This is a genomic window from Arthrobacter sp. SPG23 (genome assembly GCF_000876655.1).
Taxonomy (GTDB): Bacteria; Actinomycetota; Actinomycetes; order Actinomycetales; family Micrococcaceae; genus Arthrobacter.
Window position 1 is genome coordinate 266,248 of the sequence record NZ_JYCN01000015.1, and the last position, 12,780, is coordinate 279,027.

16 protein-coding genes are annotated in these 12,780 nt (G+C 61.4%); 5 read left to right on the plus strand and 11 right to left on the minus strand.

Translation table 11 applies throughout. The annotated features are described in order from the left end of the window. Window positions 1-193: 193 nt before the first annotated feature. Genes TV39_RS08950 through TV39_RS08960 form a run of 3 tightly spaced genes read right to left on the minus strand, consistent with a single transcriptional unit; the run spans window position 194 to window position 2,671 of the window. The gene (locus TV39_RS08950; protein WP_144406369.1) at window positions 194-1,168 is read right to left on the minus strand and encodes a hypothetical protein; all 975 of its coding nucleotides are present in this window, start codon (window positions 1,166-1,168) and stop codon (window positions 194-196) included. After that, complete coding sequence (locus tag TV39_RS08955; RefSeq protein ID WP_082049585.1) at window positions 1,165-2,241, minus strand: Clp protease N-terminal domain-containing protein; 1,077 nt, start codon at window positions 2,239-2,241, stop codon at window positions 1,165-1,167. Before TV39_RS08955 ends, TV39_RS08950 begins: the two co-directional genes overlap by 4 nt. Next, window positions 2,180-2,671: a hypothetical protein gene (locus tag TV39_RS08960; RefSeq protein ID WP_043480691.1), complete on the minus strand. Its 492-nt coding sequence runs from the start codon at window positions 2,669-2,671 to the stop codon at window positions 2,180-2,182. Before TV39_RS08960 ends, TV39_RS08955 begins: the two co-directional genes overlap by 62 nt. Before the next feature lie 52 nt (window positions 2,672-2,723). On the opposite strand from TV39_RS08960, the gene TV39_RS08965 reads away from it, so the two are divergent. After that, window positions 2,724-3,350, plus strand: coding sequence for a hypothetical protein (locus tag TV39_RS08965; RefSeq protein WP_144406370.1), 627 nt, complete (start codon window positions 2,724-2,726; stop codon window positions 3,348-3,350). A 38-nt stretch (window positions 3,351-3,388) separates the two neighbouring features. Here TV39_RS08965 and TV39_RS08970 read toward each other — a convergent pair whose 3' ends face one another. The 3 genes from TV39_RS08970 to TV39_RS08985 form a co-directional block, all read right to left on the minus strand. After that, window positions 3,389-3,676, minus strand: coding sequence for a hypothetical protein (locus tag TV39_RS08970; RefSeq protein ID WP_043480696.1), 288 nt, complete (start codon window positions 3,674-3,676; stop codon window positions 3,389-3,391). A gap of 616 nt (window positions 3,677-4,292) precedes the next feature. Continuing rightward, the gene (locus TV39_RS08980) at window positions 4,293-5,339 is read right to left on the minus strand and encodes a hypothetical protein (RefSeq protein WP_043480700.1); all 1,047 of its coding nucleotides are present in this window, start codon (window positions 5,337-5,339) and stop codon (window positions 4,293-4,295) included. 150 nt (window positions 5,340-5,489) lie between these two features. Continuing rightward, window positions 5,490-5,798: a hypothetical protein gene (locus TV39_RS08985; protein WP_043480703.1), complete on the minus strand. Its 309-nt coding sequence runs from the start codon at window positions 5,796-5,798 to the stop codon at window positions 5,490-5,492. A gap of 122 nt (window positions 5,799-5,920) precedes the next feature. On the opposite strand from TV39_RS08985, the gene TV39_RS08990 reads away from it, so the two are divergent. Then, window positions 5,921-6,478 (plus strand): hypothetical protein, encoded by a 558-nt coding sequence (locus TV39_RS08990; RefSeq protein ID WP_043480706.1) that lies wholly within the window; start codon window positions 5,921-5,923, stop codon window positions 6,476-6,478. 629 nt (window positions 6,479-7,107) lie between these two features. Here TV39_RS08990 and TV39_RS08995 read toward each other — a convergent pair. From TV39_RS08995 to TV39_RS22250, 3 genes are all read right to left on the minus strand, one after another. Further along, a complete protein-coding gene (locus tag TV39_RS08995; protein WP_235347318.1) occupies window positions 7,108-7,389 on the minus strand; it encodes a hypothetical protein in 282 nt (93 codons plus the stop codon). Between the two features lie 245 nt (window positions 7,390-7,634). Beyond that, entirely contained in the window at window positions 7,635-8,231 is a 597-nt protein-coding gene (locus TV39_RS09000; RefSeq protein WP_043480712.1) for a hypothetical protein, read from the minus strand. 67 nt (window positions 8,232-8,298) lie between these two features. Then, window positions 8,299-8,463, minus strand: a complete 165-nt coding sequence (locus TV39_RS22250) for a hypothetical protein (RefSeq protein WP_160292491.1) — start codon at window positions 8,461-8,463, stop codon at window positions 8,299-8,301. A 238-nt stretch (window positions 8,464-8,701) separates the two neighbouring features. Between TV39_RS22250 and TV39_RS09005 the strand changes: the two genes are divergently transcribed. From TV39_RS09005 to TV39_RS09015, 3 genes are all read left to right on the plus strand, one after another. Next, the gene (locus TV39_RS09005; protein WP_043480715.1) at window positions 8,702-8,890 is read left to right on the plus strand and encodes a hypothetical protein; all 189 of its coding nucleotides are present in this window, start codon (window positions 8,702-8,704) and stop codon (window positions 8,888-8,890) included. 420 nt (window positions 8,891-9,310) lie between these two features. Then, window positions 9,311-11,053, plus strand: coding sequence for a hypothetical protein (locus tag TV39_RS09010; protein WP_160292492.1), 1,743 nt, complete (start codon window positions 9,311-9,313; stop codon window positions 11,051-11,053). A 158-nt stretch (window positions 11,054-11,211) separates the two neighbouring features. Then, window positions 11,212-11,391, plus strand: coding sequence for a hypothetical protein (locus TV39_RS09015; protein ID WP_043480720.1), 180 nt, complete (start codon window positions 11,212-11,214; stop codon window positions 11,389-11,391). 86 nt (window positions 11,392-11,477) lie between these two features. Here TV39_RS09015 and TV39_RS09020 read toward each other — a convergent pair whose 3' ends face one another. Both TV39_RS09020 and TV39_RS09025 read right to left on the minus strand, forming a co-directional pair. After that, complete coding sequence (locus tag TV39_RS09020; RefSeq protein ID WP_043480723.1) at window positions 11,478-11,732, minus strand: hypothetical protein; 255 nt, start codon at window positions 11,730-11,732, stop codon at window positions 11,478-11,480. Window positions 11,733-11,736: 4 nt separating this feature from the next. Next, window positions 11,737-12,429 (minus strand): helicase associated domain-containing protein, encoded by a 693-nt coding sequence (locus tag TV39_RS09025; protein ID WP_235347319.1) that lies wholly within the window; start codon window positions 12,427-12,429, stop codon window positions 11,737-11,739. Between the last annotated feature and the right edge of the window lie 351 nt (window positions 12,430-12,780).

Sequence of the window (12,780 nt, forward strand, 5' to 3'; positions counted from 1 at the left end):
TCGATGCACCTGCTCGACGTCGGTACCTACATGCTCATAGCCATCGGCGAGGGTGGTATCGACTAGGACGCCGTCGCAGATACCTCCTTCCGGTGCAGGGCCATCTACTCTTGGCGTGGGAAGATCGACTTTGCGACCATCTGACTGCCTGGCCAGATGTACATTCAAGACTGGGCCCCGCAGGCCGAGAGATCTAGCAGAGGGCTCCCTTGACTGTGCATGATGAACCCGCGACGAGAGTGATCTGATCGGGGGCTCCGTAAGCTGCGCGGAGTTGCTCTACGGCCGACTCCGCGACCGGAACGGGCAGGTTTAGGCCCGAAGCCGCCCGGTACGTCACTGAACCCCCTTCGGGGATCTGCTTTGCTTCAACGCCGACCTGGAAGGCACGGCCGCACGCCCCGTTGGGCAATCCGCTGCTGTTATCGGCAGACTTCTCGAAGAGGGTGTCGCAGGCGATGCCGCCCTTCCACGCCGTCATGAAGTTCAAGTCCTTGGGCACAGGGGCATTGCGTCCCGGCGTCAGGTTGTAGATCGTACCGGTCGTAGAATGCATGAAGGAGATGACCGCCTCTCCGGGCGGCGAATTCTTAATGTCCGACGTGAACTTATAGTCCACGGGGCCGTTGATGACGATCCGGTATCTGTAGCCGCTACGGTCGGTCCACTCGCCCTCAGCGGCGACACTGGTGGCGGCCGGCGCCGTCGTTGCCGGCGGCTGCACCCCCAGCGGCGCATATTCCGCCCCGCACTGGGCGGCTATGTAAGCGTTGACCCTGGTGATCGAGCCGGAGTTGAGGAGAGCGTTCCCGACGGCCTCGATCTTATTGCCGCTGACTCCTGCGGACTCGGCGTTGGACCAGGCGTCCCGGGTGGCATCAGCGTCGCTCTTGATTTCAGGAGGTGCGACGGCTGCGATGTCGGTCCACATTAGCTTCAGGTCCCCGACCGCCGAGATCGTGGTGACGAGTTTAGCCAGGTCACTCCCGGTCCGCTGGTTCATCGTTTCCAGATAGCGGTCCCGATGCTTGCCCACGGTGCCGCAGAAGTCCGTTGCCTGATCGGCGGGGCTTGTGGCTGTGATGCTGGGAGCGGGTGTTCCACATCCAGCCAGACTGGCCGCGAGGCTGGCTGCCATTGCGGCACCGGCGAGTGAGTGTCGAATCATGGTGTCCCCCTGTCCGCTGCACCGGACAGGTGCGCTGTGTCGTCTGATACTAAAACAGCGCCGTCCGAATCTGACCTTCGTCTCGCGTACTTGAGATTTGTGTCGAGGGACCTCCTTGGCCCTGCAGCGAAGATTCTGATCGCAGTCGGCCCCACCCTCGCCGCTATCCGCGGCAGACCAGCTTTGCTCTGGTTGAACGCGCACAACCGCTGATATAACGCCAGTCCGAAAGCGCTAGAGGCGCCTGCTCGGACACAAATCTCGGGTGCTACTGGCGAAAGACTCCTACAGGTTTCGCAACACCCTAGCGCCGGGCCGCCGCCGATCTCGGTCTGTCCTTGGCGTCGGCCGTACCCTGAGGGATAGAGGCGGCTCAGCAACTCGGCCTTCGGCGTCGAACTTTTCGGCGGTGAGGACTCCTGCGTCCCGGAGACCGGCAAGCTGGGCGATCTGGTCCAGAACGGTCGGCGCGTAGACCTTCGCGCCGTTCTTGAAGATGGACTTGCCGCCGGCAGGTAGACGTCGCAGGTTCGTTCGGCCGTCGGTGGCGGAGCGGGCGTGGAGTCCTGGATGGCGGAGTGGACTTTGAGGTCGGTGATGCCGAGCCGTGACAGCACAGCACCTGCCATACCCGACCTGTTGCGCGCCAGGCCGGCGAGCAGATGCTCCGGTCCGATGTGGTTGTCGCCCAGGATCATGGAGGAGCGGAGCGCATACTCCAGAGCCTGCTTCAGGTTCGGCGTGAAGGGCAGGTGTCGGGGCACCGGGCCGCTGCCGAACGTCAGCACCGGAACAGTCTGGCCGATGATGGCTTCCGCTGTCGTGCCCAGAGCGGCGATCACTGCCGCTGTCTTCGGGGAGATGCCTTGCCAGTTCTTCCAGTGTGGTGTCGCGGCGGGGTGGCCGACGATGGCGAGCAGCATGTGTCCGGTGCTGAGGTGGTCCATGCCGCGGTACTCGGCGATGTCCTTGGCCATGAGGATGGCGGCCCGGGCGGTGTCGTTGAACTTCTCAAATACCGGCGGTCTCCTTGCTGCAACGGACGACGACGGGGAGCTGGTCGGCGAGCTCATCCGTTCGCAGCGATACCTTCCTGAGGATGGTGCGGGTCGATTTGGTTTCACCGTCGACGGTCTCCTTGCTCAGGCCGCCGTGGGCGCGGGTCCGAATGAAAACCCCGTCCTCCAGGGCGTCGGTTTCCGCAGTGGTGCTGACCATGGCGTCGGGAACGGGTTCGCCCAAGGTGAGTTCGACAGCCGTTTCGATTTCCGCGTCGCAGGCGTGCAGGTGGTAGCCGCCGACCGGGTAGGCGCCGTGCCCTTCGATGACGGCGACATACCAGCCGCCGCCTTTGAGCTCTTCGAACGGGACAACGACCAGGCCGGCGCGGGGGAACAGCAGGACGCGGCCGCGGGCTTCGTGCGTGTACCGGCGGCGGGGCAACAGCGCGCAGTAGTCGACGGTGGAGATGCCGTTGGCGCGGGGGTCAGCTGTATGGCTCATGCTCGTCATGTGTACGGAGCGCCGCACTGCCCTCATCGCCTACGATTGCGCCATGGGATTCTCGGACGGAACGGCAGCCTTCGAAGCGCGGCAGCAAGCAGCACGCGAGAAGGCAGCAGCAGCTGCAGGTGCAGCGCCGCCGGTCGGCGGCTTCGACGGCGTGATGGCTAGTGCCAGACGCTCGGTTCAAGAGAAGATCGATGATGACGCGCAGGCCGCAGAGGGATGGCGACGAACTGCGGCCACAGCCATCGAACGAATGACTGAGCTTTCTAGCGAGTTCAGCCACCGGGCAGACGCCATGGGTTACCAACCACTGACGATTGTCATTGCGGGGAGCGTTGAGAGGATAAGAGAAGCCTCTGGCCATTCGAAGACGATTCACCGCTTCCAGGAGCTAATCGGTGAGGGATGGGAAGTTTCTGACCCAGACAACGTCGATGACTGGGGAGTTTCACGCACAAGATTTGTGGTGATGAGGGAGGGGCCGTGGATCAATCTCTGCTCCGGGGGGACTGGCATGTGTTCGGGTGAAGTGGACGGGCTGCCGCGTAACGTCGACCCGGGTCGCGTCAGAGGGTTTATGTATTTACAACATGTGAATTCCACGTATCTGCCCCGCAATGCCGAAGAGATTCTGGCCAAGACGCTCGTCCGCGCCGAACGAGGGGACGACTGACCCGTAAGGCCAGCCGTGCCCCGGCGCCTGACTGAGGGCTAGGCGACGACTTCAACCCGTGTTTCGAGCGGTACGGGTTCCCAGACGATGTGCTCGGCGAGAGTCACTTCGATTCCGGCAGCTGTCTCGGCGGTGACAGCTTTGACCGGGGGTACGACGATGTGGACGCGGGCGCCGGCGGCGTCCGCCGCGTTGCGTGCCCGGTTGAAATCCAGATGGCGGCCGGCCGCGGTCACGGGAAGCCCGCCGCGGTTGACGGCGACGAAGTACTCATGTGTGCGAGAGTGGGTGTTGAAGCTCCCCAGCTTCACCTCTGCCGTTTTCAAAGCGGACTCCCTGGCCGCATCAATTCATCGGAGACGGCAATAGAGTCAAGGAATGGGCCGATCCTGCAGCCTTTGTTCCAGCGGTCGTTCAGGGCGGGGATGGCGTCGTTCAGTGACTCCAGGAACAACGGAACATACGCCTCATGCACTGGCTGTCCGGGTCCATTCCTCGTCGCGCGCGTAGGCGTCGTGGAGTTCCATGGATGGCGAATCCGCTCAGCGTTTCAGGCAGGGGCCAATCTTCAAAGGGAAACTTGAGGCACCTCTGTGACTGTCCCCCACGCGCGCGATCGGGCGTCGTTCGACGGGGTGGACCTTTCTCGGAACATGGGCGACCTGGGATTCCTCGAGGTCCAACCAGGTAGAGTCCCACCCCAGGATGTGCCGGTTGTGGTACTCACAAGGCGCTGCCTCGACTACTTGCACGATGATATTCAGGCTGCCGAGCAAACCATAGAAATCGGGGTTGGGCGAGGAAGCATGGCGTGCAAGGAGGCTCTCCAGCTCGGCAATTAGTTGTTCCATGCTCAACATGTGTGCGGAGAGGAACGCGGACCTCCCCGCTCTATTGTTCATCCCCTCAACCAGCGACGTGGTGCGGAGATTTTGTGAGGATCTACTTGTCTGCCTTCTCCTCGGACTTGCCCTTGTCCTTTGCAGGTTCTTCCTTTGAGGCCTCTTCTGCCTTCTCCGCCTGCTTGTTCGGGCTCCACTCGTCCAAACCTTTCAATGGCCGGCCGATGAGCAGGAGGGTCGCTGGCGAGACAGCCATCAAAGCAAATACGAAGGCCAAGACCGCCATCTCCCATCCGCTGATGCGGCCGACAAAAACCAACCCGAGCGAGGCCAGTACGAATACACCGGCCGCGATGGTAGTTGCTATCAACAGGGGTAGGACACTCCCTGAAAGGTCCCGCCACTTGATCAGATGCTCATTAATTTCACCTGCGGCCGCGACCGCCTTTTTCATGAGTTCGACACGCTGTTCTTGGGAGTCGTTGACCAGCGTCTCGCCCCTGACATGCTGAGCAGTCATGCCGTGCTTCTGTTCGAGGATCTTCTTTGCCAGGTTTGCCCGTTCCCCGGCTTCCGTGTGGACGAAGAGGGCTGCATCCTCAAAGCTGCTAGCGTATGCCGCCGCGTCCGGCCGGTTGATGGTGTACTCGACAAGTTTCTTTGCGAGCTCATCCTTGGTGTCTGGCTTAAGGGATTTCCAAACGTACTCCGGGATGGCCGGGAAGGTTTCTGCGTGTAGAGCGGCCGCTTTCTTTGGCTTTTCGTCTTCTTGCGCACGCTTTTCGGCAGCGTCGTCTGGTTTTGGCGGGTCTCCAGGCTTCCCCGGTGCCTGTGACGCTTCAAAGAGGTCCTTAAAAAAGGCCCCGGCCTCTTCTGGCCTTGTTATGTAGGCATAGCCTCGCGAGTTTTCAAAAGGCGTCCATACGAGGCCCCGTATTCCTGACAGGCGTACGTCCTTGATCAAATCTGCAAACTGGCCGACAGCCTCGCCCTCGTCGCTCTGGGCTTGTCGAAAAAGAAGACTCGCAGGATGGTCTTCTGATGGGTTGGGCACTGGCTCCCACCCATGCTCGGCCAACGCCCCTAACTGCTCTGTAGTGAGGGATGACTCGGTCATAACGGTCGCCAGGAATATTTTGTCGCCCATGTTCAAAGATCATGGCCTTACTATCCTGATTTTGGAAGGCGTTTTTACTAATTAATCAGAATCGCACCATTTGTAGGTTGCGGTGCACAGGGCAAGGAAGGCAAGGCATTTGAAGAGGATGCGAAAGATGAATTTGGTGATGTCCATGGGTCAGGCCGCCTCGAGTGCTGCGAACAAGATACTGCCTTCGCGGACGTGGACGGCGGTGCGCCACGGGTGTCCGAGGGGGTCGGCGCCGGCCGGGACGGTGATGTTGTCCAGGACGTGCTGTCCGTTCACGTAGCGGGTCAGCTTGATTGCGATTCGGAGACGGTCATCCATGAGCTTCGCGTCCTGGATGGTGCCGGAGACGGGGCGGCCGTTGTGGTCGGTGGAGCTGGTCTGGACGTGCAGGCCGGACAGCTGCGGTCCGAGGGTGACGAGGTCGTCGTTGGGGATATTGCGGATGTGGATGCTCATGCCAGCTCATGTGTGCGGCGGCGGCCCAGCACCTCCCCGCGCTTCCGGGCGAGTCGCCGGATCCCTCCGTCGATCACGGCCGGTATCGTTGAATCAGGGGGAAGCGGACTATGGAAAACGGCATGACTGATCGTCTGTGGGACAAGGACGTACAGGAGTTCATTGAGGCCTGCAAACACGAGAAGCTGGCCGATATTGAAGTGGGCTATTCGGGCATCGGCAGCACTTTCTTGAGCGTTTCCGCCCAGTACCGCACCAGGCGTGGTCGTCTTATCCCCATTGGCTATCGGTGGGTGGAGTCCAAGAAGTGGGGCACTCACGCTGAGGTGTACGTGGGCACGGTGTCGGCGCCGGCAGCACATGACGCGAGGGATTTCTTCCGTCTCGCTTGGAAGAGGCGGCTTTGGTGGGAGCGCAAGCATGTCGCCTATGCACTTCTGGCAGTGACAACTTTGTATTTCAAGGCCCACTCCGTCCGTGACAGGCTGCAGCTTGAGCACCTGAAAGACCTGAAGAAGGACCAGGAGTTCTCGGCCGCACTGCTGAAAGGCGGACTCGATGACGGTCTGAACGTCGAAGAGCGGAGGGATGCGATCTCTCAGGCCCGGGACATGGCCTTGCAGACGCTCAACGACCTGGCACATCTCTACGGTGCCCACTCGGAGTCAGACGGGAAGTAGGCAACGGCCCGGCGTGTTTCGGCGGGCTGTCTTTTGGTCGGCTTCGAGGATTTGAACCTCATCTTCGCGACTACTCGCGGTGTTCTGGAGCTGGCAATGTCGGCGGTGCCGTGAGTGTCTAGAATCCGGCCCTGTGCCCTGCTTTGCCCTCGCCTGGTTGAACTATCAGCCGTTGGGTGCCGCCGGGTTGGGCCGGCGGCCGGTGGTGCTTACTTGCTGTCCCGGGGGATGAGCCGGACCGTTGCTTCCCAGCCGAAGTAGTCACTCAGCGGTTCATACCGGGGCGGCAGGTACCGGATGTCGTCGTAGTCGCCCGCAAGCTCCGCAATCTCCTCCAGCAGGGCGCCCGCGGCGATCCGATCGTGGACGTCCTGTCCTTACGTTTCGGCTGCGGTCAGGATCCCTGACAGGTGGAGGCGCCCACCAGAAGACGAAGAGACGATCACCGATTGGAACTCCAGGGAAGCCAGGAGGCATCGGTCCGCGTCTGATTCCACGACCCCGGGCGGAGCGTAGGAGTTGAGCTCGAACATGCTTCGGCCCTCCCGGAGACCACCTTCAAGGTCCGTACCTTTCAGTGACGCCGCCTGTGACAGCTGTTCATGGCACTGACAGTTCTGCCCGGCAGGTCACAGGCTGCGTCGAGTGAAGTGGCTCCCGTCCCAGCTGATCACAACTGCTCCGGCATCGCTGGGCTCTGTCAACGACAGCAGTTCGTCCATCGCCTGCGTCGCTGTAGCTTCATCGATGTTTTCCACCAGGCTGAACGAGGGCGGATTCCTCTCGATATTGGGGAAAGCAGCCTTGATCCATGACTGGTTTCCATTGCGATGGATGACGAGCATTTCAAAGCTTTGCAGGGGGTAGTACGCCGTCATGTCACCAGCGTCCTGCTGAATGTATACGCGCATGGTTGAACGTAGCAGCCGATTCGCTTTCGCGGAATGCGCTATGCAGCGCAGCCTGTCCAGAGCCACTTGTATTAGGCACTAATCAGGAGTCACCTTGCGGAGTCCGCGCGCCTGCCGGCCGCGAACAGTGCGCGATAAAGCTTCGGCTGCAAGGGGCGGCTCGAAGTCACTGCCCGGATCGTGGCATCGGACGAGGAGCTTGCTCGCAGAATCGCCGAACGCTCAGTCAAGCCCAAGGCCGCTGCCTAGGAACCTGGATGGTCCTGGAAGAACTCCACCATGGCGTCCCCGAGCATGACGTCCACCTGGGATTCGTAGGGCCAAATGCTCTTTACGACGTCGTCAACATGAGGCTTCCGGGGGACCCAGGTGACGATTCGCTTTGCCCTCATCTCGGCCTTGATGAAAGCGAACCTGCTCGTCCCATTACTTTCCTGGGGGATAAGATTCATTCCCGATTCTGTCAGGTAGTAATGAAACGAGAGACCGTCGGGGTAGGCGATGGATTTTTTACCTAACGGTTGCCCGCCCAGATGCCAGCAATTTGTTGTCGTCCTGTCCAGAATCTTTTCCGACTTAAGGTATGCGGTCGAGTCCAAGCCGCCACCCCCGGCCCAGGTCTGTTCGACTGAGCCAAGCAGCCGGTGGGTGGGTCGAATCTGAAGCTTTCTGGCCCGTGCTATAAACTCCCTGACCAGCTCTGAAGACTCGCCGTCGCGGGAGTCCCGGTCGGCTTGTCGGGCGGCAGCCTCAGCAGCTGCCCTTCTTTCCTGCTCGACTTTTTTCCGTCGCGCTTCCTCAAGCCTTGACTCGAGGGCCCCCATGCCATCAAAACTGCCCATACGGTGATTGTAGATCCCGGCGGGCACCGATCAGTGGACTGCGCAGGCTGCGGCGTCAACCGGCCTGTTAGTCCTGCAAGGATGTCGGCGGCAGGACGGTGTACTGCGCCTCGTCCTCGGGAATGAACATGCGCCCCGGGACAGCGCCGCCAAAGACGACCCAGACCATGGTGCCGCCCTCGTTCAGGTCATCCACGATGCGCGTCCCCAGGTTCACGGAGCCGACCCGCACCCCGCACGTCCTGGCCGCGCAGCAGGGCGCTCCCGTCGACAGTCAATTCGGTCATCTCAGAGGTGCTCACGTTGATTTCTTTCAGTCGTCCCTGATTGTCGTCCCTTCAGCGTATGGTCCTGACAAGGCGTGCCAGTGAACGAGGCCCTCACAGGCGTGGCGCCGGCGGCCGCCGCTGCCGTACATATCATCAGCGTGGAAGCAGACGCTTCCCTTTGTATCCCTGAGAAGACCTGCCATGCCTGCCCTGAAGAACCGCCACACCCACGTCACCGAACCTGCACCAACGCGGGGGCGGCTTGCCGGAGCGGGTGCCGCCGGCGTCCACGCGAACCAGAACACCCGCCACCATAAGGTGGGCAAGACCAGCCGGGTCAGCACCCGCAACGCCCAGCTCCGTGCTGTCCTGCGTCACGAATACAGCTGACCGATGGGGTTGGAGGGCAGCGGCGCCAGGGGCGCTGACAACAGCCGTGAATTTGCTGTCCTTGGCATTGAGCTCAAGGCTGTCTGGACTGGCAACTCCCGCCCTCACGTAACCTTTGCCGCCCAGGGATGAGGCCCACGGTTAGTGCCGTATGATCAGGCGAAAATGCGCTTTCGTTGCCACATCAAGCGCCGGCGATGCTCAATGGGGGAATCAATGAGAGACCGCACATCCTTGCGAGGAAAGAGCATCCGCGTCGGATGCATATTAGTTGTTCTTGCTGTAGCGCTTACCTCTTGCTCTTGGCCGTGGGAAACCAAAACATCGTCAAACGCTGATGAGCCGAAGGTCGAGGTGGTGTTCCCCGGGGCACCCGCGAGCTTGAAGGCAAAAGTCGAGCCCCTGCAGAGCAGCCACGAGATGACAGACGCCCTGCCGTCCGGAGCCCAACTGCATGAAGGAGTCTCCCTGGCCATGGCATCAGGGGACTTCCCGGAGAGCGGGGCGGACGTCACGTTCAGGCTGGATGCACCCCTCGCCGAGGACCGTGTCGGAACCGTTGTCTACTGGAACCCTGCAGACCAAGCCTGGGAACCCATCGAGAGCTCTCTGTCCGCGGACAGACTCACCCTGACCAGCCATGTGAAGCACTTCTCTGACTACAACTGGATCGAATCCTTATACAACGGCATTGGCAAGGTGACCGGGGACAAAACCGACCCGCCAAAGTGCAGCGGCGGTGTGCCGGAGTGGGCCGACCCGTCGTATTCAGAGGACAACATCAACGCCCCGATCCTGTGGTGTGTCGGGACCGACGGCAACAACCGCGACATCATGGAAGTCCGGCTGAAAATGAATCGCCCAAGCGCCGGGTCACTCATGACGGCAATCAAACCGGCATGGGCATGGAGTGACCTTTGGCAGAACCTTTCTCCACTAACTTGGACCCAAATGGCGGCCCAGACAGCGACGTCCTCGAATCAACTTGGGGAGAAGTACCTTCTACAGCCACTGGGCGAGTACCGCTTCGGCTTTGACCGCGAGCAGCTCATGGAGTTCTACAGCAAGAACCAGAACACGCCGCTGATACAGGTCGACTCCACCATCACCTACACAGTGGCCGGGCTGATGTACCAGGCAGCCGAAGGAAAAGCGGCTGGAAACATGGCTGGGGTCTTCATCATGACCTCGCTCCTCGAATGCGGAGGCAACCTTGTCGGGTCTGCCGGGGAATCCGTACCCAACGCCTTCGGCGCCTTGCTGCCCTGCCTGAACGACCGGAAAGATGCCATCGCCGTTTCCTCCGCTAAAGCATGGCTGAAGATGAATCCGGCGGCGTCGTGGGATGAATCGGTCGCTGCGGGGAAAAGGATTGGGGGAGTGATCCGCGCCGCCGGCGGCTGGTACGCCCTCATCAAGGGGACGTACTCGATTGGGGCAGTCATAGGCGACCTCACCTTGGATCCTTTCTTGCGACAACTGACCTTCAGCCCGTCCTTGGCTGAAATCAAGAGTCAGATTGAAGCTCGGAAGAAGGCTGAGGGAAGTTTCCTCGATAAGACCTACGAGTCAGCTACACAGGAGCGGTACAACAACGCGTCTCAGAAGTTCCGGATGCCGTACAGCTTCAAGCACCGAAGCGACTGGCGGGTCGTGCCCGACCAGTATGGCAATTTGAAGGTCAAAGACTCAGCCGGACAAGAAATTGCCGCATTAGATTTTCCCTTGGACTTTCAACCGGTTCGGAACATGATCGCTCCTGTGCGACTCCTGCAACCGCCAGCGGTAGGAAGTGTGGACCTCAAGACATCGATGAACGGATGCTCCCCCTGCCAGCTGCGGCCTTACACATTTGCCCTCGACTACCGCGAAGCTACACCTGTGGCTGGACAGAGCCTCGAAAGTTATCCTGTTTTTGATCCAAAATGGGACCCGCCGGTCCGGGTGATGACCATCCTGGGAAACCCCTCAAAGCCCCCCACCTCCATGCAGCTCGCTTTGGTCGAGACCGTCGTTAATGTGGAAAGTGGAGACGGGAACTCAGCTTGGTTCGCGTGGCGTGCGGTAAAGTCATTCGCCTCGATGGGTGAAGCGGAAGCTTGGATGAAAACGTCAGACCGTATTGCCGTCGAGCAAATGATCATGTCACTGCAGGTCGATTAGGTCTGAGGAACTTCGGCCGCGCGCGATCCGGTCTGCAATCAAAGTCGCGGAGTGACCGCTACCTTGATGCCAGGCAGGGAAATGCGGCCGTAATCGAGTTCGAGTGGGTCGCGGCGGCGACGGTGACGTGAGGGTGAAGCGCCGCACACATCAACGGCATGAGAACCCGCAAAGCACTTCAGATCCTGATCCTCGCTTCCGCACTTGCCATCGGCATCAGCCAGCCGGTCTTCAACGGACTGTCGCTGCTGGCACTCCTCGCGTTCCCGACCGTGTTCTTCCTCCAGCCCGGCGCGCTTCTCCGGTTCCGTCGCCCGGCACTGCGCCTCGTCAAGTAGCCTGAGCGGCGGAGCCCTAAACCCCTACTAACCGTTGCGACCACCGCTGGAGTCTGCCAACTCTAAGTCCGCTTTCTCAAGCAGCCTCACCAAAAGCACCCCCATATTGTAATTCTCAGAAGAAAGCCGGGATCAAGGTCCGCGTGATCGACGACGGCCAGGCGGACGACTTCCTGCCCGGCGCTAGTGAAGGTGTAGAAAAGGTCAGTTGGGGAGGTGGCGATGATTTCTTTGGCCTGCCAGTAGGCCTGGGTGAAGTCCTCTGATGCCTCGAACGGTGAGAGAACTGCATGCCCGTGCGGGGCCGGCCAGACCTGTCTGATCACCAGTTCGTCGCTCACAGGATCAATCTAGCCCCGGCTCGCCCTGCCTGTCCGGTGCGGGACGCGCTTTTCTGCCCCGGGGCCGGCCAGCGGACCAGCCCGGCACAGCTGCGTCCAGGGCCTTCTCCTTGGCCGGGTCGAGTTCGCCGCGACGTAGCTTGTACCGATGGGCGTGCAACCACACGCCCAGATGATGCTCCGTCTCCGTGTCCGTATTCTTATGGCGGGGCCAATCCTGGCCCGCCGCCAGGTATTCGGCCAGATCGCACAGAACCCGCTGCCAGCGTTCCTCGTCGGCGACCGTGCGCGGGATGCCCGGCCATCCGGGTAGGCACGCCAGCCCGTCCCGGACCTCCGGGGCGAGGCGTCCTTCGGCGGCGTCGCGGCGGCGCCGCTGCAGCCATACGGCCAGCGACCGTTCCGCCGCTGCATCGGCTTTGGAGGAGGGGTATCTGCCTTCGGTCCGGACCATGGCGATGAGATCGTTCATCCGCTGCATCGTCTGTACGGTGACCCGGGCCGCCGGCGCTCCTCCGGCCGCCACTTCGTGCGCCTCCTGCAGCCCCGCATCCTGCGCCCTGGCGACGGCGAGGTGGTAGGCGACCGTGCTGATCGGAACCTTCTCGAGCTCAGCGATCCGTGCACGGGTGAGTCCCTTCCGGTACATCAGAACCCACTCAGCATCAGGGGCGCGTCGCTGGCTTCTGCTCGTCACAGATGCCATCCTGCCACCGACCTGTAATTCGCGCGGCGAGCCTTGCCGTGTAAGGGCCAGTTTGAACTTTGCATGAGGGGTTCCTCGCCCGCCGGGGGCACGACCCGTTTAGCGCACTGCACGCTGGCCGCGAGGGTACGGCTGGGCTGCCCCGCTGGGCGCGCCCGGCCAGATTTGGTCTGTTCGCCGCCTGTTGTTGAGCCTTCTGTCCGGAACCCCCGGGTGTTGTGGCAAAGCCGCGCACCGCAGCGGGATGTTCCTCTCAGGCCTCACGTTGCGTGAGCATGAGCGGAACTGCGTCACGCCTTAGCCTCCAGCTGCCGGTTACGTCGGGCCATGTCTCCCACGCTG

Coding starts and splice junctions, on each gene's coding strand:
- TV39_RS08950 (WP_144406369.1), bottom strand. CDS start 1,168: ATGATTCGACACTCACTCGCCGGTGCCGCAATGGCAGCCAGCCTCGCG.
- TV39_RS09005 (WP_043480715.1), top strand. CDS start 8,702: ATGCCTGCCCTGAAGAACCGCCACACCCACGTCACCGAACCTGCACCA.
- TV39_RS08965 (WP_144406370.1), top strand. CDS start 2,724: ATGGGATTCTCGGACGGAACGGCAGCCTTCGAAGCGCGGCAGCAAGCA.
- TV39_RS08990 (WP_043480706.1), top strand. CDS start 5,921: ATGACTGATCGTCTGTGGGACAAGGACGTACAGGAGTTCATTGAGGCC.
- TV39_RS08980 (WP_043480700.1), bottom strand. CDS start 5,339: ATGGGCGACAAAATATTCCTGGCGACCGTTATGACCGAGTCATCCCTC.
- TV39_RS08960 (WP_043480691.1), bottom strand. CDS start 2,671: ATGAGCCATACAGCTGACCCCCGCGCCAACGGCATCTCCACCGTCGAC.
- TV39_RS09015 (WP_043480720.1), top strand. CDS start 11,212: ATGAGAACCCGCAAAGCACTTCAGATCCTGATCCTCGCTTCCGCACTT.
- TV39_RS08995 (WP_235347318.1), bottom strand. CDS start 7,389: ATGCGCGTATACATTCAGCAGGACGCTGGTGACATGACGGCGTACTAC.
- TV39_RS08985 (WP_043480703.1), bottom strand. CDS start 5,798: ATGAGCATCCACATCCGCAATATCCCCAACGACGACCTCGTCACCCTC.
- TV39_RS09010 (WP_160292492.1), top strand. CDS start 9,311: ATGACAGACGCCCTGCCGTCCGGAGCCCAACTGCATGAAGGAGTCTCC.
- TV39_RS08955 (WP_082049585.1), bottom strand. CDS start 2,241: ATGAGCTCGCCGACCAGCTCCCCGTCGTCGTCCGTTGCAGCAAGGAGA.
- TV39_RS09000 (WP_043480712.1), bottom strand. CDS start 8,231: ATGGGCAGTTTTGATGGCATGGGGGCCCTCGAGTCAAGGCTTGAGGAA.